The following is a 24,582-nucleotide window of genomic DNA, read 5'->3' as shown; positions in this document are numbered from 1 at the left end:
ATTTTAAATTATATTTACATATTATGGAATTTATTTCAACACTCTTGAATGGAGTGATTTCTTTATTTCTAGAAAATCCATTAGGTCAATTATTTTGATTCATAGCAATGTTTGTATGAATCACAGGTTTTATTGTGACAGATGATACAAAAACCATCAAAATATTTATTGCTGCTACCATATTTTGGCTTCTACATTTCATTTTTATGTGAAATTATTGAGCTTTGCTTGCTTGAATTATTTGACTTATTAGACTGATACTCTCGCTTAAATATAAAAAGAGTGTTTCAGTATTTATGGCAATATTAGCTGTCAGTATTGCACTTGGACTCTATAGTTTTGATGGAAAGATTATTTCTATTATACCTCTTATAGCGACGGCAATATCAAGTTATTGATTCTTCTTTTTAGAAAAGGTAAGACTTCGATTACTGTTGGCATGAGTATCATTTATGTGGCTTTTTTACCATTACAACACTGGTTCTATGAGTTGAGTTACTAATGAAATAATAGTTCAATGAACTATTATTTATTCTGTTTATAAATTTATGACTGGAGCTGAGAAAAAAGAAAAAATACTTGATCGATTCAAAAGAAGAATTTGAAGAGCACCTGTGAGAGTTAATTTCTGAAGATATGTATTTTACAGAGATAAAGATAGATTTGAATAATTTGACTATATTTTTAAATTATGTTTTAATATAACTATATTACTTCATAAGTTGTACCTGTGATAGAATTAATCAGTCTATACATTGAGTTTATTCTCAGAGATCCTTTTGCGCAAATCACCGGATTTATGGCTATGATTGCAACGATGATAGCCTATTTTCAAAAAGATGATATGACTGTTAAAAAACTCATACTCATATCTTCACTCTTTTGGTGAGCTCATTTTTACTTGATGGGATTATATGCGTGACTTGCAGCAGTTATTATTTATGTATTTCGTTTCGCACTTTCTCTGAGATACAAAAGAAGTAAGTGAGCATTTATGGCGATTATACTCACTACTTTAGTTGCAGCTTATTTCACTTTTGATGGTTTATTTTCTATAATTCCGATTATTACCTCAATGTCATGAGCCTATTCATATTTTTTCTTAGAAAAAATTAAGCTTCGACTTGCTATGATGTTTAATTCATCACTTTGGCTCGTATATCAAATCAGTGTTTGATCAATAAGTTGAATCCTAAATGAGTCCTTTGTGCAAATTATTCTCCTCTTAACAGTGTACAGAATGTTACATCCTGAAGGTGGAACAAAATACTATGCTAACAAAATTAAAGATATTCTTTGGAAAAGAAGCAGACCTGATTATGATAGGTTTATCTTTATACATGATAGAGTTATCCATTACCGACAAATTATATGAACACAATTCCTGAAAATCTTACATTACGACTTGCGGAAATCTTTTCAAAAGAAGAGTTCGATCTTTTGAAAACTTCAATTTCACAAGAAAGACGAAGTGTCAGCTGTAGACTTAATGCATTAAAATCAACTGAAACTGAAATAGAAGAAGCTTTTTTTAAGGCTTCTTTGTCATATACAAAATTAGAGTTTCCTGCTTGATGCTATTTATTTGATGAGAATGTCCAAGAATCAGATTTATGGAGACTCAAAATCTACAAAGCTTGAAAAATATATATGCAATGAATTTCAAGTCAGATTCCCGTTCAGTATTTTTCAAATGAAAAATGAAAAATTAAAAGCTTAAAAATACTTGATGCTTGCGCAGCTCCAGGATGAAAAACAGGTCAACTGCGAGAACAATATCCAGATGCGGAAATTTGGGCTTTTGAATCATCAAAAATTCGCTATGAGAAGATGACTCATAACTTTGAGAAGCTTTGATATGAAAATATCAATACCATTCATGATGACGTTAAAAACATAGCAAAACACATCGAGGAACTTAACTATTTTGATATGATTCTCATTGATGCTCCGTGTAGTTGAGAATGAGCTGTAAGTTTATCAAATACAAAATTTTTAGAAAACTGGTCACTCGGCCAGATAAAAAAATACTACAGCATACAGAAATGAATTTGTGATGCACTCATTCCATATCTAAGAGTTGGAGGAGAGTTATTGTATTCTACTTGTACCATGGCACCTGAAGAAAATGAGTGAGTAATTCATTATTTATTATGTAAATATCCTGAATTACAGTTAGAAAATATTGACTTAGAGCAAAATAAGTATATAAAGACTAAGAAATGACTGAGACAATTTGAAAAACTTACTTTTAAAAAAGAAATTTCTGAAAATTGTGTAAGAGTAATTCCTTCTGAATATTCAGAATGATTCTTTATAAGTAAAATTACAAAAGTATGAACTGAATAGAACATAATGTTGAAGAAGAACTAGATGCAGGTGTATGGAATATCAGAGAAAATTCCAAATTACAGGATTGGGTGGCCAATAAAGCTATGGAAATTTTGCTACTAGATGAAGCTAGACCAAAAGTAATATATAATACATCAAGGAATTGAGATTCAAAGGAATGAATATACTTTGTAGACTTCTGAATAAAAGAATTAGAAATTAGATTTGATTGAAATAATATTCTAGAAAATAAAAAAGAAGCAGCCTAAGCTGCTTCTTTTTTTGTTTCTTATTTACTGAACTTAAAGAGCATCACATCTCCATCTTGTACGATATAGTCTTTTCCTTCAAGTTTTACTTTTCAAGCTTCTCGAGCTTTTGACCAGCCTCCATGTTCAATGATATCCGTTGCTTTAACTACGTCAGCTTTGATAAATCATTTTTCAAAATCAGTGTGGATCACTCAAGCTGCCTGAGGAGCAGAAGCTCATTTTTTTACAGTCCACGCTCTCACTTCTTGTTCTCATGCAGTAAAATAATATTGAAGTCATAGTGCGTCATAACTTGCTTTAATGAGATTATCCAGTCCAGTTGAAACAAGTTCCATGTCATCGAGAAATTCTTTTTTTTCTTCAAGGCTCATTTCTAACATATCCTCTTCAAGTTTCGCACAAATAGAAACTACTTGCGTATTTGCATCTTGAACTCAGATAATTTTTTTGAGCTCATCAGATGTTGAATCCATCATTTCTTCTGAAACATTACATGCATAAACAAATTGTTTATTAGTCAGTAAATGAGAATCTCTTAAATGAAGTTTTTGTTCATCACTCCAAGGCATAGAAGATACAAGATTACCAGCTTCTAATCACTCTAAAGCAAGTTCTAATGTTTTAACTTTTTCTAGGAGTTCTTTATCAGAACGTGCTTTTTTTGATTCAGATTGGATTCTCTTTGTAGTAGTTTCAATATCAGCAATAATAAGCTCTGCATTAATAACTTCTATATCATTTTTGGGATTTACTTCACCATGTACATGGATAATATCTCCATTTTCAAAAATACGTACTACTTGAAGAATAGCATCAGCTTCTCGAATATTAGCTAGAAATTTATTCCCCATTCACTCTCCTTCGCTCGCTCATTTAACTATTCAGGCAATATCTATAAATTCACAACTTGCTGGAATAATTTTTGCTCCATTAACAGCAACTCGAATTTTCTCAAGTCTTTCATCATGTACATTTACAAGTCCAACATTAGGTTCAATGGTACAAAATGGAAAATTTTGAGCATCAGCTCCATAATTTTTAGTAAGCGCATTAAATAGAGTCGATTTACCAACGTTTGGAAGTCACACAATACCTATCTTCATGAATATAATATAAACAAATAATTTCGCTGAGTATAGTGATTTTTTAGAGTTTTTAAAGCTAAAATTGATTTAATACCCTATTTTATATTAGCACTTGAAGTATTTCAAAGTCTGATGATATTATTTCTTCACATAATAGTATCAGTAGAAAAAAATGACTGAGATTTTTTAACACCTGTTGCCTGCAAATATCACTGCATGGAAAGGTCATCAGTTATAATATAATTTGCTGTATCTAAAGTTCTATTGAACTCATTTATGAAATTATTTCACACATACATATGTCCTACCATAATTCCCCTTTGAATTGAAGAATAAGTAGATAAAAAATAACTAAACACATCAATATTTTTTTGTGTATATTTTGGAAATCATGAAATATCTAATATTCATATATGAGAATCTGTATCTCATATACCGTGTCATGGGAAATGCTTTCAATATAAACTCATCTCTAGTACTTCACTTGAGAGAATAAAAGCATTTATAAGCATTTTAAAATCAAGAATCTCTGAACTAAAACTTCTGTCATATCAAGATATTACTGGGTTTCAGTCATCTAAATCCATAACGAGTCAATAAGTATTTACTCATACTTGCTTCAGTGAATTCATTCTTATATACGCAGCTATTTCAAGAAAATATTTTTTACTCATTTCATCTTGTATAGAATTGTATGTTTTTCAAAGATCTTGAAGGCTCGGATAAAAATAAAGTTTTTTTGTATCAAATAAAGAATTCATAGTACTAAGACTCTCTGTACTCATTGATTGCATTCGTATTTTGACAAAAAATGTATTTAAGATTGACTGCAATTCTTCAGTAGAAGGAAAATCTACAAACCTATGAATCTGTCATCCTTCTTGATCTATAAATATGAGTATTTGTGGATTTATATTTTTTATTTCAAGAGCAATCTGAATCATCTCATCTCTTGAAAAATCTTCTTTACCTCTGAAAATAAAAACACTTTGAGTTTTTTTTAAAGCTTCTTTATTTATTTGTATCAAAGAACTGTGATTTTCTCATTTTATAAACTTCAAAGAGAGAGCGCTGTGAGAGACTATAACATTAGAGTGTGTTTTTTCTCACAAGTTGCTCAGCATATATTTTAAATTATATTTAAAATACAAAATATCATCTCTATTTTTTATATTTGGATTTTGAGAAAGTCGAGTATTTATTTCAGAAATAAGATACTGAATTAAATTTGTTTTATATTCAATGGTTTCTCACTCTATGAGATTTTCTAAAGTTTGTATTTTAGAATCTATATATATTTCATTTATGGCGTAGCTTGAGTGCCATAAAGAAAAAAAGAGGATTATTATAATCCAAATTTTTTTTATCATATTCTATGAGATATTTTTTAATTTATCTTTAAGTTTTTCAAGTTTTTGTTTTGCTTGTTCTTTTTTCTTCATTTCTTCATGAACCAGATTCTTCGGTGCATTTCTCACAAATGATTCGTTAAGAAGTTTTTTATCTAGAATACTTATATACTCTTTTGTATCAAGTATCTGCTCTTTGAGTCTGAGTCTCTCTGAATCAAGGTCGAGAGCATTTGCTGTATCAACATATACCTCAACTCAAGCCTTAATAACACTGTAGACTAGGTTTGGATCAGTAAGTTTTTTATCAATAATTTCAGTTTCGTCTGATTTTAGAATTCAACTTAATATATTTAAAGTTGGTTCCAGTATTTCTGCATTTTTATTTTTTGCGTAGATTTTGAGCTTAATACTTTTATTAGGCATAATATTATTCTCAGCTCTGAGTTTTCGTACCTCTTTTACAATCTCAACAAATAATTCATGAGCTTTAATAGCTTCCTGGTCAGATTCTATCTCGACTTTAGGCCAAGGAGCAACTATGAGATCTCCAGAGAATCAAAGTTTTTTGTATAGTTCTTCTGATACAAAAGGGATATATGGATGCCATAGCTTGAGCAAGACTCCCATAGCATATCTAATAACAGTTTCACCGTGCTTAGAACTTGTCTTAGAAAGTTTAAATTCTTCAATATAATAATCACAAAAACTATTTTTTGTAAACACATAGAGCTCTTGTCCTGCATCTGAAAAACTATAGTTTTCCATAGATTCGGTAACAAGTTCAGTCAACTCAACAAGTTTTGATAGTATCCATTTCTCATGAACAAGGAGAGTCTGAAAATTATTTTTAAGTGTAGTATGAGCTGCTTCAAAATCAAATTCATCTGATGAAATATTTCCGTGAACAAATCGAGAAGCATTCCATAACTTATTTATGAAAATCTGATTATTTTTTACATTTTCCTCATCAAACTTAAGATCATTTCATGGTGTATTTCAAATAGAGAGTGTCATTCTTAGCGCGTCAGTCCCATATAGGTCTATCATATCAATTGGATTAACTCCATTTCAAAGTGATTTACTCATTTTTCTTCAGTGCTTATCTTTTACAAGTCCATGTAAGTAGACCGTTTTAAATGGAGTTTGATCTGTAAACTCATATCAAAACAATAGCATTCTGATCACCCAGAAGAAAATTATATCATGTCATGTCTCTAAAACCTGAGCAGGATAGAACTTTTTAAATAAATCTGGCTGTTCTCAACCCCACATATCAAATCATAGTGTAGCAAATGGCCATAGGGCACTTGAAAACCATGTATCAAGCACGTCAGCATCTTGGGTAAGATTTACTCAAGCTCAGGCTTTGTTTTGCGCTTCTTCTTGTGATTCTGCAACTATAACTTCTCACGCATCTGTATACCAAACTGGAAGTTGGTGACCCCACTGTAATTGTCGTGATATACACCAATCTCTCAGATTAAACATCCAATCTTCAAATGTTTTCATATATCTTTTTGGAAGTATTTCAAAATCTTTCTTTTTGTATCCAGAAATTACTTTCTTCGCAATTGGTTCTATTTTTACAAACCATTGTTTCGATATAATAGTTTCTATCTTTGCTCATGTTCTTTCTCAGTAACCAACTTTGGATACATGATCCTCTTCTCTTAGAAGATTTCATTTACTTCTTAGGAGTTCAACAATATTATCACGTGCTGTCATGAAATCTTGACCTGCGAAAATTCAAGCTATTGCGCTCATAGTTCCATCTTTTTCAATAACAATGTTATTGAGAGGGAGATCATGTCTTTTCCCTACTTCAAAATCACTCGCATCATGTGCTGGAGTGATTTTTACTGCACCAGAACCAAACTCCATGTCTACCATCTCATCAGCAATAAGTGGTATTTCTTTATTCACTATAGGAAGAATAAGCCTTTTCCCAGCTTTAAGAAGTTTTTTATATCGTTTATCTTTTGGATGAACTGCTACGGCTTCATCTCATAAAATAGTTTCTGGTCGAGTTGTCGCAACAATAACTTCATTATCACTTCACGCAACAAAATATGTTACATAATAGAGTTTTCCAGCTTCTTCCTTATGTATTACTTCTTGGTCAGATACGACAGTTTTAAGAACTGGGTCGTAGTTCACCATATACTCCCCTTGATAAATGAGTCATTTTTCATAGAGCACATTAAATGCCTTCACGACTCTTTTATTCATATCATCATCGAGTGTGAATTTTTCTTGAGTCCAATCACAACTCGTTCACATCTTTCTAAATTGATTTTGGATTTTACCTCCATATTCTGTATTCCAATTCCAACATTCAGCCAAAAATTCTTCTCTTGAAAGCTTAGATTTATCTATTCATTCTGCTGCAAGTTTTTGCTCTACTTTCACTTGTGTAGAAATACCTGCATGGTCTGTTCAAGGTAAGAGGAGTGTTGTATCTCACTTCATTCTGTGATATCGAGTCATTATATCCTCAAGCGTAAGCATAACAGAGTGACCAACATGTAAAACACTTGTTACGTTAGGTGGTGGCATAGGTATATAGAAACTATCACCAGTAATAGATTCACCAGGTTGAAATGCACCAGATGTTTCCCAATGCTTATAAGTAGATGATTCAAAACTCTTAGGATCATATTTTTTAGGAAATTCCATTCGTGTTCTACAATAAAAAAATAACTTTGTACTATGATAGCAACAAAGTTATTTTTTCAAAATCGAGTTTGAGGAATTCTTCCTTAAAACATACCATTAACGAGCCAAGAACTCGAAGCAATTTCTGGGTTTTGTACTATGAGTGCATACGATGCAGTAGCTGCTCCAGAAACTGTACCAACTACATAGGTGAATCCACATGCAATAAATAACATCCAATATGTAAGTTGCCCCATTGGTTCACATTCTTTCTTGTACACTCTATGAAATGCATTCTTCCAAGTCATAATATATAAATAAGTAATAAAATACTTATATATGCTATCACGATTCCCGCAGGAATGCAAAAAAACACTCTGTAAATATTAATAATCTTCTTGTGGTTGCATATTTGTCTCAACTTCAACAAATTTTTGATTATTTTTCTGAAACATGAGCTGCACAGCTCAAATAGGACCGTTACGGTTTTTACGGATAAAAATATCTGTAAGTCATTTACGTTCTGTAAATTCATCATAATAATCTTCTCGATAAATCATCATAACAATATCAGCATCTTGTTCGATAGATCCAGATTCTCTGAGATCTGAAAGAACTGGACGTTTATCTGGACGAGATTCTACAGCTCTTGAGAGCTGAGACAGTGCAATAATTGGCACATCAAGTTCTCGAGCCAGAGACTTGATTCCTCGTGATATTTCAGATACCTCTTGAACACGATTCATAGAGTTCCCATTACTCATGAGTTGAAGATAATCAATGATTATGAGATTGAGATTACTCTCCATTTTGAGTCTTCGAGCCTTACTTTTAAGATCTACGAGATTCCCACCAGCACTATCATCAATGTATATATCCGCAGCTGAAAGGCGCTCCATAGCTTCTCATATTTTTGCAAACTCTGAATCTTCAAGCTCTCATTTTTGTAGCTTCCAACTGTCTATTCCCATAGCACTCGCAATCATACGATCAGTGAGTTGCTCTTTACTCATCTCAAGAGAAAATATAGCTACTGATTTTTTCGCAAATCAAATATTTTGAGCCAAATTAAGAGCGAGTGCGGTCTTTCACATAGAGGGTCTTGCAGCGAGAATAACCATATCTCAACCTTTGAGTCCAGTTAATTTATGATCCATACCTTTAAACCCTGTTTGGAGTCTATGAAGCGTAACAAGTTCAGGATTTTCATGAATCTCTGCAAACTCTTCATATCTTTGAGTAAGAATATCAGTAATATGAACGAGTTTATTTTTAATAAAAGTTTGAGTGACTTGGAAAAGTGATTTTTCAGATTTTTCTAAAAGTTCGTTAATAGGTTCATCTTCTTGATATCAAAGAGATACTATTTCGTTTCAAGATTTAATAAGTCTTCGAAGTACAGCTTTATTTTTTACAATTTGAGCATACTCAAATATATTTGCAGATGTTGGTACTATCTCAGTAAGTTCTGCGAGATAAGAGATTCAGCCGATAGAATCAAGAAGTTTTTTATCATCCAGTTTTTCTCGCACAGTTATGAGATCTATAGGTTTATTAAACTTGTAAAGATCAAACATAACCTCATAAATTTTCACATTTGAATCTGCATAGAAATCCTCGGCTTGCAATAAGTCTCAAATTATAATAAATCCGTCTTTATCAATAAGAAGACTTCAAAGAACTGATTGTTCAGCTTCTAAACTAAATGGAGGTATTTTGAGCATTGGTATAGTAAAAAGAAATTGATATGACAATAGACTAAAAAAATATTCTCTCAGTGCAAGAGAGAATATTATTCTATGTAAAATACTTTTTTATGTAGAAAAGTTGTTAAAAACTATTTTTTTCATCTTGTACAGGAGTTGACTGCAGAGATTTTGCATCATTTTGTTCAGCTTCATTTTGTTTTTTTTCTAAAGCTTTTACTCTATCTTGTATCTCTGTATTATAAGGTTGAACCTGTAATACTAACTCATAACATTTGATTGCCTCCAAGGTTTTTCATAATTTTTCTAATGCGTATGCTTTGATACTCAATTTTTCAGCATTTCTTGGTTTCTCTTTAAGATATGCTCAAGCATATTTAAGCGCTTTTTTGAATTCTCAAATTTCAATATAAAGATGAGCAAGTATATCTAGTATTTCAGTATTAGATTTGTCCTTTAATTGAGCAATTTCATATATTTCTATCGCTTTTTGAGTCTCATCTAAAAGTACATGAATATTTCATAATCTTTGCAGTGTATAGAGCTCTTCTCCATAAATATCTATGACATCTTTATAAATATAAGCTGCATTTTGGTATTTTTTTTCACGTTCATATACATCAGCAAGTAAAAGATTAAGCTCTTTATCCTCTTTCTTTAGTGCTAGTCACTCAACTATAAGCAGTCTCGCACTTTCAAAATATCATCTGGAAATATGAATTTGAGCTCTTTTTGCAGTTTCTCTTAATCATTCTCATTGTTCTTGAGTTATGACTGTTTTTTGAACTTCTGATTTAATTGATTCTGAACTTTGTTTATTCTGCTTCTTTTTTGATTTTTTTTGATTATTTTTTATCACAGCATTTTCAAGTTTTTCATTATCTTCTCGAATTTTTGCTCTGAGTATTGATTTTTCTTCTTTTTCTAATTGTGCTGTTTTTTTTCTTTTGTATACCAAAAATAATCTATCTCAAAGAAAGAAAAGGATATAAAAAAATGAAATCAGAAACAATACGACTTCCAGCTGTAACAGCATATAATATATATCTAAAAATATAGGATCAAAGAGATTGTATCTATATTTTTTGAAATTAAAAATCTAAGTTACACAAGTACATATTTTCAAGAAATATTTTTTTTGATACATTTTTTTAGCTCTAAAAGTGTAAGCTGTAGTCATATTTCACTTGCCTTTTTATCCAATGAATCAGCTATCATATCTGCAGTTTGCTCTTCTAATGATATAAGATTATATATTTCTAGCTCTATTCATCATAATAGTGGAAGTATCTGAGCATGAAATGATTGTTTAACTGAGTTTTGGTATTCCTCTAATACATGAACTGAAGATAATACACACTTAGCTTCTCATTTTTTAATAAGAAGGTTGGTTCATGTTGACTGAGAGTGAAAAATATTTCACGGAACACTAAATAAGTCTTTTCATAAATCTAGTGTCAAAGCTGCTGTGATCATACTTCATGATTTTTCCTGAGCCTCAATAAGAAGTACTCCCCTACTCAAACCGACAACTATTTCATTTCGAACTGGAAAATTATATGGATTTCATGGTTCATTAATTGGAAAAATACTCAAAATGGCTCATCCATTGTTCACTATATCTTGAAAAAGTTTAGCATTTCAAACTGGATATGTCTGATCAATTCATGTTCAAACAACTACAATAGTTTTATTTCAAGCATCAATAGCACACTTATGAGCGAGGCTATCACAACCTGCAGCTCAGCCTGAAACGATGGGAAATACATTAGATATATCAGGGACTATTTTTTCAATAACGGATTTTCCATATGTACTTATTTTTCGAGTTCCAACGACTCAAAACATATCACTTTGAGGTATTTCTCATCGAACATATAGGATAAATGGACTATGAGGAATATCATTAAGAGATTTTGGATATAATTCTTCCCACTTAATAATAATTTTTACTCATAATTTATTTATTACTTCGTCAATGAGTTTTGTTTTTATAATCTGTTTTCTCTCCATTATTTTATCCCTTCTCTTTGAGTCGTTAATATATTGAGCTAATAATGAACTTGATATATTATCATATACTTCTTGTGCCTTAGCAAAAGATTCTATTTTACAAAATATTAATCATAAATCTCTCTGAGTGAGTCATATCCAATGAAGGTACACAAAATATTTTTTTTCAATCATTGTAGTTTATAATTATTCATATACACTAAATATATACAAATAAACACTTATGTAAAACTGAAATTAAATATTTGTTTAAATAATAATAATAATAATAATAATAATTGATAAGTATTTAAGGACATGTTCCCCAGATTGGTCTATTTCAAGCTTGCAAAATACTATCCCTTGCAAAATCACTTGAAGAGACCGCAAAATTAGATACGCACCATCATGTAAGATTTTGATTAAAACTTCAAGAATCTCTAAACATAGCACTCATATTTGTTACATTACTAACATCCCAAGATCAAATGTTACTACTAAAAGTTACAGATTCTCTCACCATTTCAAACATATTAGTGACGCTCGAAACATCCCAGCCACTAATATCTTGATTAAATGCTGTAGTTTCTCTAAATAGACTATGCATATTGACTACATTACTTACATCCCAATATCCAATATCTCAATTAAAATTAGATCTTCTAAATAATCACTCCATATTAGTTACAATTCAAGTAAAGACATTATATTGTGAATCTGTAAAAGTATAAAAATTTGAATCTGGGCCAGTGATTCAGTACTGTCCATTTCATCATCTATCTGGAGATGATACGTTACTGAGTCCAACATCACTTACTATAAGCATTCCATCACATACAGTTCATGCAAGTCATATCGTACCAATATTAGTTGGATTATAACAATAACTATTATCTACTACAACTTCTTCAACTACCTCAGGTTCATTAGTAGGATTATGATTACTTACTCCAGTTAACAAGATTGACTCAATTCAAGGAGATACTGTTTTATTTGTAGAGAGAGAAAGGAGAGTAGAGTGAACAATCTTTTGTTGATTTGTCGAAGTAGAAGGATTAATAACTATATAAGGATTAAGTGACTTATGGTTATTTATACCAGTTCAATTATATAAATCATAACTTTTTTGTGCAACTAAAAGTGCTCAAGAATAACTTATCAACTCTTCAGGTGTCCCATCAAAAATTAATACATTTCATGCGTTTGATGGTGTAAAATTCACTTCTCATAGTATAGCTCCAGTATTAGTTGCAAAAGAGTTAGGAAGAGCTCAATATCAATCCAAAACAAATCATTTTTGATTAATTAAATCAACAATGTCTACAGAATCAATATTTTTAGTTATGATACTTGGTACTCAAAAAATATGAAGTCTATCACTGATATTTTTTCATAAAATTGCTCAGTTATAGTTTCATCTGACAATGGCTCGAGAGAAAAAGGCATTTGTTTCAGGTACAAGAGAGTTCAATGCCGTTGGACCTCAGCTTTCTGATCAACCAGCAAGTTGATATTCTTGTCGATTATATGTTACAGAATAAATATATGGTTTTCATGTTAACTTTTCACTAGGTGTTTGAGAAATTCTATTTGTATTCGCTCTTACTTCTTCCGTAAAGAATCATTGTGTCCAAAGTGTGGAACCTGAGTATGTGACAGTAATTCAGCTTGCTGTATCAGGATAAAAATTATTCTCTAAATACGTAAGATCTAGAGCCCTAGAAATCATACTCATGTCAGATATTCTAGCACTTTCTCGAGCCATTAATGTATATCATCCTATGGAGATAAATCATATGGTTCATAAAATTGCTAAAATAGTAATAACCACTATCAATTCAACGAGTGTAAATGCTTTGAAACTCAAAAAAATATTCTTATTTTTTCAATATGAATTATCTGTATTCATGAGACTAATATTAATGATATATAATGTTTACTAGGAAAAATTATGATACTTTAAGAGTCTGTTGTAAAATGCGGTTTCACTATGAATTAAGAATAAATTTACTTATTAACTGGGAAATGTCAAAAATTACAACATTGATAAAACTAAATATTATAGTATAAACTTATTTTGCAATTTGATGATTCTTGAGCATACTGCTGTACAATATTTTTTTATAAACTCTTCATGACTTCAGAAGAAAAACAAATACAAGTTCGAGATTGATTTTGGATTGAAATGAGATCAAATCCTAAGAGATATGCTCATATAATTATGATTGCTACTAAGCCAGATATCATAAAACAAGCTCCTTTGTATATAGAACTTAAAAAAAGAGGAGAACTCGTTGTTTTAATTCATACAGGTCAGCACTATGACTACAATCTCTCTCAGTGAGTGCTCGAAGAGTTTGGAATGATAGTTGATATAAATCTTAATATTACTGGGAAACTTCATCAAAAATACTCTCTTATTATAGAAAGACTTGGAAATATTCTTATTGAAATTAATGAAGAATACAAAAAAATACCAGTTCCCTACGTACATGGCGATACACTAACAGCTACAACAGCTGATAAAGCAGCGTTTCTTAATAAATTTTCTGTAGTGCACGTAGAAGCAGGTATTCGAACATTTACACCTAATAGAGAGTTTTTTCATAAACTCTTTACAGACTATGAGGCTGGGAAATTCGATTGGGAAAAATATTATAAAATGCTTCAAAATCCAGATATTTATGAACTTGGGAGTATAGAACCATATCCTGAACAGTTTGATACAAGAGGAGTTGAACCATCAGCTGGGTATTTTGCACTCCCTCACGAACTCTATCTCAAGACACTCAAACGTGAATGATTTCCTAAAGAGAATATGGAAGTAACTGGAAATACTATTGCTGATGCTATTGAAATTTCAAAAAAGAAAATATCTCTTTCAAAAGCTTTTGAACAGTTTCCTACTATGAAATGAAAAGATTTCATTTTTGTAACCATACATAGAAGAGAAAATTGTGAGAAAAAGGAACGTTTCCTCGCAATTTATCATGGAATTAAAAAACTAGTAGAACAAGGAGTCTATGTTTGTTTTCTTGGACTCTATGCTAGTGAATTTGCTATAGATAGTTATGGCTTACGAGATGATATAGAAAATCTCGTAAAAAAATACCCAAATAATTTTGCGTATGGTAAAGCTCTCGCTCATCATCATGAAGTAATAGATATGATATCAAAAGCAGGTGCAGTCGTTACAGATAGTGGGAGTATGCAAGAAGAAGCTAATATAGTTGAAACACCATGTGTTACTATTAGATTTGGATCAGATCGAACTGAAACTATTTTAGAGTGAGCAAATATCATTGCTCCACCTATAAATGCCTGACTTATAGCTGAAATAGTTAATGGAGCTATTTGAAATATAAAAATGAAAAAGAAAAACATTTATGGGACTGATGTTTCACAAAAAATAGTGAATTGAGTACTAGCTCGACTGCATACACAATGACAACTCTTTCAATTTGATGATGAAAGACTTGGACTGGAACAGTATTTTAACTGGAAATAAAAAAAGAGGGTACCATCCTCTTTTTTTATAGTAATCGAGAGAGTTGTAGTTGTTCTTTATATGTCATATATCAGACATATTTCAAAACTCTTAGTTTTTCTCTTTCATTAACTATTGTGCTCCCAACCAAAGTTTCCAGTAAGTATGGAGCAACATAAATTTTGTTTTTATTCATGGAAACATATTATTAATATATTAACAGGAATAAATTTTGTACACATATGAAGTTGCCTTCATATATATATTATTACACAATTTACACACTTTGTCAAATAACGAAAAGCATTTATGATTATTCTCTGAATTGATCCAGGAACTACAACTATCTGATTTGCATTAATAGAAAAGAAATGAAGAGATTTTGTATTGCTCGATTTTTGAATCATTCATACAACTCCTAAAATATCTCTTGAACTCAAGCTCTTAGAAATATGAAGAGATATCGAAGAACTTATAACAAAATATAATCCTGAGAGAGTATGAGTAGAGAAACTATTCTTTAATACAAATATTACGACAGGGATTGCCGTTGCACACGCAAGGTGAGTCATACTTTACGAAATCATGAAACGGTGAATTACCTTGTACGAATATACCCCACTTCAAATAAAAAAAGCAATCACATCTAATGGCGCTGCAAAAAAAGCTCAATTACAAAAAGCTATACAAATAATATTTAAGCTTGATAGTATACCACAACCAGATGATGCAGCAGATGCAATTGGAATTGCTTATATGACTGGTCTTGAAAGAAATTAGTTAATATTCTTCACTTTTAAAATTTGTCAATAAATATATTGACATATATGTTTTATAAATTATAGTATTTTAAGTGTAACTTATAAAACATATATAATTCTGTTTCAACATGATTGGTAGATTTACTCAAACATGAGAAATAGAAATCGTATTTGTTTTAGTGCTCTCCAACAACTTACTCTCAAGTTGAATTATAGGTTGATGTTTTTTGTTATTTATTACAATATAAATAATATGAAACATCGACTTATAATAGTGTGAGTAGGTGTTATTGAGGGAATCTGAGATGAGAAGAATTATTCTGCCATTACTTGTCCTTACAATACTTGGGGCATGCCACAAACCAAATAGCCTTGACGGCAACTTGGTGAAAAAACCTCCGATGAATACAGCCGGTGGAGTCGATGCACCTGGTGTTGATTCTGGTGGTGGTATGAACAAACCACCGAAAAAGCCTGCTGTCATCGAGCAACCTCCAGTTGTGGATACAAGTAATCCACAAATTCCAAAAGAACCAACAAAAAATGGTTCCAATGGAGGTGGTACTGGAGGAATGGGTTCCGGATCCGGAACCATCGGTGCCGGTGTAATCACTGGTATCATGGCTGGATCGGGTACTGTATCCGCTGGTTCTGGCACACGCTAAACATATACGATAAAAAAAGGCCCGCGCTCTGCGCGGGCCTTTTAACGTTATTATTATTTTTCTCAGAATAAATCTGCTCCTTTTTCTATTTCGTCTTTGAGGCTTCTTATTTTTTGTTCTGCAGTCATAATAACATTGTCATCATATTCAAGTTCTTTAGATGTAATCTTTTCTGGATAATCAAAAAGTGAAAGTACATACTTGATGGAATTAATTCTAGATGCTTTTTTATCATCAGAATTAATAATCGTCCAAGGTGATTTATCGTTGTGTGTGTTTTTAAAGTTATGATACTCTGCAAGCGTATATTTCTTCCAAAGTTGTTGAGAAAATTGGTCGATTGGAGAAAGTTTGTATTGTTTCAAAGGATTTCTTCTTCTTTCCTCAAAACGATCAGCCTGTTCTGATTTAGAAACAGAGTAATATAATTTGATAACTTTTATACCAGAATCAATAAGCATTTCTTCAAATTTAGGCACATCATGCATAAATTTTTCATAATTATTTTTATTTACAAACCCCATAACTGGTTCCACTCCAGCCCGATTGTACCATGACCTATCAAAAAATACCATTTCACCTCACATAGGAAGATTTTGAACATATCTTTGAAAATACCACTGAGTTCGTTCTTGTTCTGTTGGTTTTTGGAGTGCTACTACTTTAGAGCTTCGAGGATTTAAATATTCCATAAATCTCTTAATATTTCCTCCCTTCCCTGCTGCATCTCTTCCTTCAAATATTATGAGAACTTTTTGACCAGTTTCCTGAATATGTCTTTGAAGTTTCACAAGTTCAAGCTGCATTTTCATTATTTCTTTTTCATAAGAAATTGTTTTCTTTTTAATTGCGACTTCTTTATATTTATCTCTTTTGTCTTCTTTAATTTTATTAATGCTTCTGTATTTTTGTTCTATTTTTTTTATAACATCAACCAATTCTAGTTTTTCTTCACCTTCTTCCATCTCATGAATAATATCATCAATTTCATGAAGAAACTTTTTTAAATCTTTAAGATGTGCTCGAATTGGTTTATGCGTTTTGTCATCTTCCTTGTATTCATCAAGAAGACTTTCAAGTTTATTTCGAAGTACTTTAATATTATCTATATCGTTTGCTTCTTTAAATCATTCTAAGAGTACTATGAGCTTCTTTTTAAAGTCTTTATAGTTCTTATGAGTAATTTTTTCAATGTTGTTAATTATTTGATAAAACAAAGCGGTCATAAAATAGTTTTAAAATGTAAATATACAAAAATTATGTCACATATTTATTTTTGTGTCAAATAAAATAGACTAAAAGTCAAACAAAACTTCATCTGACTTTATATTTCAAAGTAAGATACAGTTAAGGACTCTTACAATTATCATACTTAGTAGAAGTAGTTTAAGTACGTACTTTTATTTTTAATTTAGATAATATGAATACTTTCAACAATTACATGTCTCGAATACCACAATCTTTTATTGCTGATTTATGAGACTTTGCTATTGCTCTCCTTATAATCATAATTTGATGGTTTGCTGCTAAACTTTTAGCATCAATAGTAAGAAAATGAATAATTAAAATAGATTTTTTTGAAAACTTTTTCAACTCAATGGGTGTAAAAACGAATATTCATAAAATAGCTGATATTGCTTGAATTATTACTTTTGTTATAGTTTTTGCATATGTACTTGTAGCTTTTTTCCAATATATAAACCTCCCAGCTATATCTGAACCAATAAATAATTTTGCTAATTCTATACCACAATATGTAGGGGTATTAGCACTTGTTATATTTACTTGGCTCGCATCTTCTCTTACGAGAATGTTTATATTGAAGCTTGGGCAAGAAAATAATGTAGATTCAAAAGTTTGAAATGGTACTACAAAATCACTAGCAAATGCTGGATATGGATTTGTAATATTATTTTTTCTTCCAGCTATTCTTGCCGGACTAGGACTTTCTGATATAGTATGACCTGTAAATAATATTATTGGTCAAATAACATCATATATTCCTAATGTTATTGCTGCAGTTATTATAATAGTTATCGGATTATTCGTTGCAAAACTTGTAAAACAAATTGTAACTTCAATTTTGCAGGCAACTAAAATCGACACATTTACAGCGAGACTTGGACTCAAGGATGTATCGCTCTCTCAAGTTGCTTGAATTCTCGCTTACATAGTTATTATTATACCTGTAGCTATTTCAGCTATAAATAGACTCGGAATTGAATCAATCTCTTCTCCTTCTCAAAGAATGCTAGAAGAAAGTATATTACTTATACCTAATATAGTAGGAGCACTCATGTTACTCACTCTTGCATTTGTTGCTTGAAAATTTATAAGCTCAATGCTAGAAGATATACTTAAAAATATGGGTTTTGATACTTTTTTACAAAAAGCTTGAATTCCACTTAAATCAAATGTCTCTCTTTCAAAAATTATTTCAACTTGAGCATTTGTACTGTTAATGTTATTTGCAATTTCTGAAGCTTGAAACTTACTTGGTCTAGAAGTTATTTCACAACTTGTTCAAGATTTCATAGAATTTGCCACTCTAGTACTATGAGGTATTGCAACTATTATTATAGGACTCATTATATCTAGTGTTGCTTATGACGCGGTTATGAGTACATCTCATTCAAATAAGACGGTAGCGAGTCTTGTTAAATATGCAATCATACTATTATCTGTAGCAATTGGTCTTCAACAAATGGGAATCGCTGACACAGTAATTACAAATGTATTTACTCTTGTATTTGGTGCTGCTGCTGTTGCTGCTGCTCTCGCATTTGGTATAGGAGGACGAGAAGTTGCTGGAAAACAACTCGAAAAATGGGTTTCTAATAATAAAGATTTATAGAAACAAATTTATAAAAAAAAGAAGTAACAATTTGTTACTTCTTTTTTTTATAAATTTTTAGTTTTCTTTAATTCCTCAAGTTCTCAGCACTCCTGCATTTCTGATAGTATATCGATTCAGCCAATAAGCTCATTATCTATATATAGTTGTGGAAAAGTGGGCCAAGAACTAAATTCTTTGAGTCATTGTCTTACTATTTCATTAGTATAAACATCAAAACTTTCAAAATAGATATCTGTATCAATAAGCATTGCGACGGCACTTGCCGAAAATCAGCAAGCAGGAGCTTCTGGACTTCCCTTCATAAATAATACAACTCTATAACTTCAGATTATATCTTTTATTTGTTGGTTTAATTCCGGTGTTAACATTTTTGAACTTTAAAAATTATTTATTTTGAACTCTACATTTCATCCTCAGTGCATGAATGTATCAACTTTTCATAAATGGGTCGAGACAATCATATACAAGTTTAGATTGTTCAATTCTACTTAGTCATTGGAATAAATCAGAAGTGATATCTAAGTAAAAATGTTTTCAATCATTTTTTTCATCCTTAAAATCTACCATAACAGATTCTCAAAAACTTTTATTTAGTGCCTTATGTATTTCTAGAACCATATTCTCCATATATATTTTGTTAGTCTCTAATATTTAACTATACTATAACTATTATTTATTAATACTATAATTATGTTGAGATTTATGGTGCCTATACTTATTATTGTAATACTTATAGTATGAGTATTATTTTGAATAGAATGAATTATTGTAGCTGTGATATTAGATATTATTCTGATTGCACTTTCTGTGAGGATTATCTCTCCTAACACAGTGAGAACAGTAGAGTTTCTCTGAAGATTTGATAGAATTCTCAGACAAGGTCTTAATTTTATTATTCCTTTTTTAGAAACAACAAAGACTCAGGCACTCTATAGAAGAAATTTTCCAGTTGAAGTGGATGGAATAACATCTGATAACGTAACAGCTTATATAGGGCTCAATGTTATCTATTATGTAGAAGATGATAATAATAATACTCGTGAATGATCTATCTATAAGTCAGTATACTCTATAGATGATGCTCGTACTATGATGAAATCTACGATTGATGAACAACTCAGAGGTATGATAGTAGCGTTTACACACAAAGAAATATTTGCAAAACGGGAAGAGATTGGTGAAACTATTGAAGAAAAACTGAGAGTTAGACTTGCAAGTTTTGGTTTCAAACTTGATTCTATTCAAGTGAGGGATGTGAAACTCGATAGTACAGTAATGATGGCTATGAATAAAGTAGTTGAAACACAAAAATTCAAAGAAGCAGCAATGAATGAATGAGAAGCAGAAAAAATCATGAAAGTGAAACAAGCAGAGGCAGAAAAAGAATCAAAAATTCTTTTATGAGAAGGTATGGCAGGTCAAAGAACGAAGATTGCAGAATGATTCAAAGAAGCAGTTGATATGATAAAACAATCTGATAAATCACTCAATGCAGAAAAGATACTTCAGTTTCTTCTTGATTCATCAAGAATAGAAACACTCGGCAACATAGGGTCAGAATGACAGAATGCCAAAATTATCTACCTTAATGAAGATCTCGAATGAAGAGGTATGAAACTCGGTAAATGAGATAAGCTCATCGCTGGAAGTGATCTTATGTAGTAGAATGTACTAAAATAAAAAAAAGACTCAATAACGAGTCTTTTTTTTATTTTATTTCTGAAACAATAAATTCTACGAATTCGTCTAAAGATTTTCATGAGAGTTTCCAAGCTTTAGGGAGTATGGATACTTCTGTCATACCAGGAATAGTATTTATCTCAAGAAAGTAAGGAACACTATCTCGAACTATAAAATCTACCCTTGATACTGTTCTACACCACAGAGTTGAGAATATTTTTTCTGCTTGGCTTGACAGATTATTTCTAAGTCATTGTTCTAATTCAGGAAATCTTTCAATGTCTTCTTCATATTTGTTGGCATAATTAAATATTTCTGATTTTTCTTTTTGAACTTTCATTATATGTGGGAGAGCTTTTCATCACACTATAGATACACTATATTCCTCTCAAAGAATAAACTCTTGAATAAGAAACGAATCTGCTATAGTTCAAAAACACTCTAGAGATTTCTCTAAAAATTCTCCTTCGTCATGAATTTTATATGTATAAAAACTACTCCCTCAATGAGTTGGTTTCATTATGAATGGGTATCAAATGTCAGCAATTCTTTTACTATTATTCTCTAGTATTTGCTTTGGAGAATATTTCATTTGTTCTCCTTCATCTATCAAAAATTGTTTTCAAGTATGTATTCACATTCAAGAAAGTAGATTATTGCTTAGAAATTTATTGAGACAAAATGAGTGAACTTCGCAGCTTGAAAATGGATATTTCATTCAGAGGATATCAAGCATAGCAAATATCTTACCATCTTCTCACCATTCTCAATGAAATACTGGAATTACTCAATCAAATTCACTTCTTTGATGTAAAAATAAATCGAGTTCTTCTGGAAAAATAAAAGTTTTGAAGTTTATATTGATATATTTTTCAAAAAGTTTCGAACTTTTTAGTGCGATTTCTCTTTCATATCAAGGACCTCAAGTAAGTATAGCAATATTTTTTAACATTCGTTTTATTATAAATATATAATTATATTTTTACAGTCCTTGTTTTAGAAACTATTTTTTGACTCACATAAAAATAAGCGGGAATAAATATCATAAGTATAGAAATAATGAGATATATCGATGCTTTATAATACCACAAAAAAGGAATTAATGTTAGTAATATTAATACAAAACTTACATAGGATTGTTTATTTCATACGAATGAAACGCTGTTTCATCTTAGTATTTTTCAGAAAACAAAAATATTATAGAGTATTAAAAAGTAGAAAAATATATTATATAAAAATATTTCAAAGACCTTATCAAAAAACACAACAAAACTCATAATAAATATTGGAATTTCTACAAACAACCAAAAATGATATGTTTGTTTTATAATATTTTTTAGACTTTGATCTCACTGTGAAAAAAAATGTGACCAATACGAAAACTTATATTTTATGGGAAACACAGAGACAAAAACTAGTAGAATATATTCAAAAGGCATACTATATAATTAGAAACATCATTGAAAGTATGATGTTTTTTTGTTAATTTGCAATTTAAATTATTCGTCAGCAATAAGCTTAACTGGAGCTATTCTGATGTTCATTTTTTTAATTCAAGAAGAGAATCGTAGTTCAGCTAATTCTCATACTAAAGACTCTATTCTCCCCTCTCCAAACTTATGATGATAGACTCGTTGTCCAGCCTTGAAGTCGGAAACATTATTTTGTTTTACTACTTTTTTCGCAACTCGCATCGTTGACTCATAATCAGCTCAAGAAAAAGAGTTTGATGTATCAAAACTAAATCATCCTCACAGTTCTATAGATTCAATATTTTCAGCAGGTATCTCTAAAATAAATCTACTTTCAGGATTTCTAACATAATCTCAGAAATATAATCTTTCTTTTGCTCTGGTTAAAAAAAGTTCCTGTTTCGCTCGAGTCATCGCAACATACATAAGTCTTCGTTCCTCCTCAAGTTCACGCATGTTTGAGTGAGTCCTTGAATGTGGAAATATTCCATCCTCAAGCCCTGTTACAAACACTCTTTTTTGCTCGAGTCATTTTGAGCTATGAATAGTCATCAAAGTAACTCTATCCTCTGGTTCCGTCGTTTTATCAAGATCACTAATAAGTGCTACCTCCTCTAGAAACATAGACAACGACTCTCTCGGATCAAGGCCATCATATTCACTCGCAACATTTTGTAACTCTGTTAAATTCTCAAGCTTTGAATCCAGCTCATCTCATGAAAACTGAGTTTTTAAATAATCTTTGTATCTAATTCTTTCAATTACTTCTCATACAAGAGTAGAAAGTTTGAGAGTGTTACTTTGAGAAATAAGCGATTGTAGTACTGAATAAAATTCTGATAATGAGCTCTTAGCAGCAGGTCTGAGCTCATCTATTTCTTCTATATTTTCAAGAACTTGTAGATAACTAATCGAATAATCATTTCTGTAGTTATGAACAATTTCTGCAGACTTAGCTCAAACTCATCTTGTTGGAGTATTTACAATACGTCAAAAAGCAACAGGTTCATTTGGATTATGTATAATCCTGAGGTATGACAAAATATCCTTAATTTCTTTTCGCTCATAAAACTTAAGTCATCCAACTACAATATATGGTATATTTTTTTTAAGAAGTCACTCCTCTATTCCACGTGACTGAGCATTGGTTCTATATAAAATAAGATTATCACTCAGTTTATTTTCAATATCTTCATCATTATAATCCTTAATATTTGTAGCTATCCAATTTGCCTCTCACTTATCATCATATGCTTCTAAGTATTGAATCTTCGTTCCTTCGTTATTTTCAGTCCAGAGTTCTTTATCAAGTGCTTCTTTATTGTTTTTTATGACAACATTTGCAGCATTTATAATGTTTTTTGTTGATCTATAATTTTGCTCTAATTTCACGACTGTAGCACTTGGATAGTCTTTGTTAAAGTGAATAATGTTTCGCATATCTGCTCCTCTCCATGAATAGATAGATTGCCAGTCATCTCCTACAACTGCAAGGTTCTTATGTTTAAGTGCTAATAATGCAACTATTTCATACTGAATCAAATTCGTATCTTGATACTCATCTACCATAATATATTCATAGCGTTCATGAAAGATATCTAAAACTATTTTAAGGTGAAAGGCTTGAAGTAACTTAGAAAGTATATCATCAAAATCCATAGCATTGTTGGCTTGAAGACGTTTTTCATATCTCTCAAATACACTCCCTACTACTTCTGCAAGCATACCATCAGCTTGATTTTTGTATCACCTAGAATCAAGCGATTTATTTTTTGCATCTGATATATAATGAGCTATTTGTCGAGCTGGGTACTCCTTTTCTATAAGTCCCATTTCATTTTTTATAATGTCTTTCATAACAGATATTTTATCTGATTCATCATATATTATGAAGTTTTCTTTGAGTCATATTGATTCACTAACTTGTTGGTAATGAGTGAAATTATGAGACAAAATTTCTTTTAAAACATATATTCAAAAACTATGAAAGGTCCCAATGTATGGAAGGTGTCTATTTTTAAGCATATATGGATGATATTCAGCTCAAATAGTTTTTCATGTTCTTTCTTTCATCTCTCAAGCAGCTTTATTGGTGAAAGTGAGAGCTAGGATTGAAGATGGTCTGATTCCACACTCTGATATCATATAAGCAATACGTTGAGTTAGAGTTGCTGTTTTACCAGAACCAGCTCAAGCAATTATAAGAAGTGGTCAAGTAACACACACCATTGCTTGATGTTGAATGGGATTTAGCTGCATAATATAAT

22 protein-coding genes are annotated in these 24,582 nt (G+C 30.9%); 9 read left to right on the top strand and 13 right to left on the bottom strand.

All coding sequences use genetic code 25. The annotated features are described in order from the left end of the window. The first annotated feature begins 23 nt into the window (after positions 1-23). Genes GW846_02425 through GW846_02410 form a run of 4 tightly spaced genes read left to right on the top strand, consistent with a single transcriptional unit; the run spans position 24 to position 2,600 of the window. A complete protein-coding gene (locus GW846_02425) occupies positions 24-671 on the top strand; it encodes a YgjV family protein (GenBank protein NDK09610.1) in 648 nt (215 codons plus the stop codon). Between the two features lie 59 nt (positions 672-730). After that, entirely contained in the window at positions 731-1,498 is a 768-nt protein-coding gene (locus GW846_02420; GenBank protein NDK09609.1) for a YgjV family protein, read from the top strand. After that, on the top strand, positions 1,441-2,349 hold the full coding sequence (locus tag GW846_02415; protein NDK09608.1) for an RsmB/NOP family class I SAM-dependent RNA methyltransferase: 909 nt from the start codon (positions 1,441-1,443) through the stop codon (positions 2,347-2,349). Before GW846_02420 ends, GW846_02415 begins: the two co-directional genes overlap by 58 nt. Further along, positions 2,337-2,600: a hypothetical protein gene (locus tag GW846_02410; GenBank protein NDK09607.1), complete on the top strand. Its 264-nt coding sequence runs from the start codon at positions 2,337-2,339 to the stop codon at positions 2,598-2,600. Before GW846_02415 ends, GW846_02410 begins: the two co-directional genes overlap by 13 nt. Positions 2,601-2,620: 20 nt before the next feature. On the opposite strand, the gene ychF is transcribed toward GW846_02410, so the two are convergent. From ychF to GW846_02370, 8 genes are all read right to left on the bottom strand, one after another. After that, entirely contained in the window at positions 2,621-3,706 is a 1,086-nt protein-coding gene (gene ychF, locus GW846_02405) for a redox-regulated ATPase YchF (GenBank protein NDK09606.1), read from the bottom strand. Positions 3,707-3,783: 77 nt separating this feature from the next. Then, positions 3,784-5,058 carry a hypothetical protein gene (locus tag GW846_02400; GenBank protein ID NDK09605.1) on the bottom strand — a complete coding sequence of 425 codons (1,275 nt, stop codon included), beginning with the start codon at positions 5,056-5,058 and terminating at the stop codon, positions 3,784-3,786. A 3-nt stretch (positions 5,059-5,061) separates the two neighbouring features. Beyond that, a complete protein-coding gene (locus GW846_02395; GenBank protein ID NDK09604.1) occupies positions 5,062-7,716 on the bottom strand; it encodes a valine--tRNA ligase in 2,655 nt (884 codons plus the stop codon). Between the two features lie 83 nt (positions 7,717-7,799). Further along, the gene (locus GW846_02390; protein NDK09603.1) at positions 7,800-8,003 is read right to left on the bottom strand and encodes a hypothetical protein; all 204 of its coding nucleotides are present in this window, start codon (positions 8,001-8,003) and stop codon (positions 7,800-7,802) included. A gap of 78 nt (positions 8,004-8,081) precedes the next feature. Beyond that, a complete protein-coding gene (dnaB, locus tag GW846_02385) occupies positions 8,082-9,419 on the bottom strand; it encodes a replicative DNA helicase (GenBank protein ID NDK09602.1) in 1,338 nt (445 codons plus the stop codon). Positions 9,420-9,525: 106 nt separating this feature from the next. Further along, positions 9,526-10,437: a tetratricopeptide repeat protein gene (locus GW846_02380; GenBank protein ID NDK09601.1), complete on the bottom strand. Its 912-nt coding sequence runs from the start codon at positions 10,435-10,437 to the stop codon at positions 9,526-9,528. Between the two features lie 68 nt (positions 10,438-10,505). After that, entirely contained in the window at positions 10,506-11,588 is a 1,083-nt protein-coding gene (dprA, locus tag GW846_02375) for a DNA-protecting protein DprA (protein NDK09600.1), read from the bottom strand. Positions 11,589-11,703: 115 nt separating this feature from the next. Continuing rightward, the gene (locus GW846_02370) at positions 11,704-13,302 is read right to left on the bottom strand and encodes a BspA family leucine-rich repeat surface protein (protein NDK09599.1); all 1,599 of its coding nucleotides are present in this window, start codon (positions 13,300-13,302) and stop codon (positions 11,704-11,706) included. 225 nt (positions 13,303-13,527) lie between these two features. Here GW846_02370 and GW846_02365 point away from each other — a divergent pair, with 225 nt between their 5' ends. From GW846_02365 to GW846_02355, 3 genes are all read left to right on the top strand, one after another. Then, positions 13,528-14,901, top strand: a complete 1,374-nt coding sequence (locus tag GW846_02365; protein NDK09598.1) for a hypothetical protein — start codon at positions 13,528-13,530, stop codon at positions 14,899-14,901. A gap of 288 nt (positions 14,902-15,189) precedes the next feature. Continuing rightward, on the top strand, positions 15,190-15,660 hold the full coding sequence (gene ruvC, locus GW846_02360; protein ID NDK09597.1) for a crossover junction endodeoxyribonuclease RuvC: 471 nt from the start codon (positions 15,190-15,192) through the stop codon (positions 15,658-15,660). Positions 15,661-16,024: 364 nt separating this feature from the next. Beyond that, complete coding sequence (locus GW846_02355) at positions 16,025-16,306, top strand: hypothetical protein (GenBank protein NDK09596.1); 282 nt, start codon at positions 16,025-16,027, stop codon at positions 16,304-16,306. 53 nt (positions 16,307-16,359) lie between these two features. Here GW846_02355 and ppk2 read toward each other — a convergent pair whose 3' ends face one another. Beyond that, positions 16,360-17,271, bottom strand: coding sequence for a polyphosphate kinase 2 (gene ppk2, locus GW846_02350; GenBank protein ID NDK09595.1), 912 nt, complete (start codon positions 17,269-17,271; stop codon positions 16,360-16,362). Between the two features lie 455 nt (positions 17,272-17,726). Between ppk2 and GW846_02345 the strand changes: the two genes are divergently transcribed. Beyond that, positions 17,727-19,160 carry a mechanosensitive ion channel gene (locus GW846_02345; protein NDK09594.1) on the top strand — a complete coding sequence of 478 codons (1,434 nt, stop codon included), beginning with the start codon at positions 17,727-17,729 and terminating at the stop codon, positions 19,158-19,160. A 47-nt stretch (positions 19,161-19,207) separates the two neighbouring features. On the opposite strand, the gene grxD is transcribed toward GW846_02345, so the two are convergent. Both grxD and GW846_02335 read right to left on the bottom strand, forming a co-directional pair. Next, a complete protein-coding gene (grxD, locus tag GW846_02340) occupies positions 19,208-19,531 on the bottom strand; it encodes a Grx4 family monothiol glutaredoxin (GenBank protein NDK09593.1) in 324 nt (107 codons plus the stop codon). A gap of 16 nt (positions 19,532-19,547) precedes the next feature. Further along, positions 19,548-19,781 carry a BolA family transcriptional regulator gene (locus tag GW846_02335; GenBank protein NDK09592.1) on the bottom strand — a complete coding sequence of 78 codons (234 nt, stop codon included), beginning with the start codon at positions 19,779-19,781 and terminating at the stop codon, positions 19,548-19,550. An 84-nt stretch (positions 19,782-19,865) separates the two neighbouring features. On the opposite strand from GW846_02335, the gene GW846_02330 reads away from it, so the two are divergent. Then, positions 19,866-20,825 carry a hypothetical protein gene (locus GW846_02330; GenBank protein ID NDK09591.1) on the top strand — a complete coding sequence of 320 codons (960 nt, stop codon included), beginning with the start codon at positions 19,866-19,868 and terminating at the stop codon, positions 20,823-20,825. Positions 20,826-20,871: 46 nt separating this feature from the next. Here the strand turns inward: GW846_02330 and GW846_02325 are convergent, their stop codons facing one another. Both GW846_02325 and GW846_02320 read right to left on the bottom strand, forming a co-directional pair. Continuing rightward, a complete protein-coding gene (locus tag GW846_02325; protein ID NDK09590.1) occupies positions 20,872-21,795 on the bottom strand; it encodes an ATP-grasp domain-containing protein in 924 nt (307 codons plus the stop codon). 547 nt (positions 21,796-22,342) lie between these two features. Continuing rightward, a complete protein-coding gene (locus GW846_02320) occupies positions 22,343-24,574 on the bottom strand; it encodes a UvrD-helicase domain-containing protein (GenBank protein NDK09589.1) in 2,232 nt (743 codons plus the stop codon). Positions 24,575-24,582: the final 8 nt, after the last annotated feature.

The organism is Candidatus Gracilibacteria bacterium, assembly GCA_010119145.1.
Taxonomy (GTDB): Bacteria; Patescibacteriota; Gracilibacteria; order BD1-5; family UBA6164; genus JAACSU01.
This window is presented reverse-complemented; position numbering and strand designations above follow the sequence as displayed.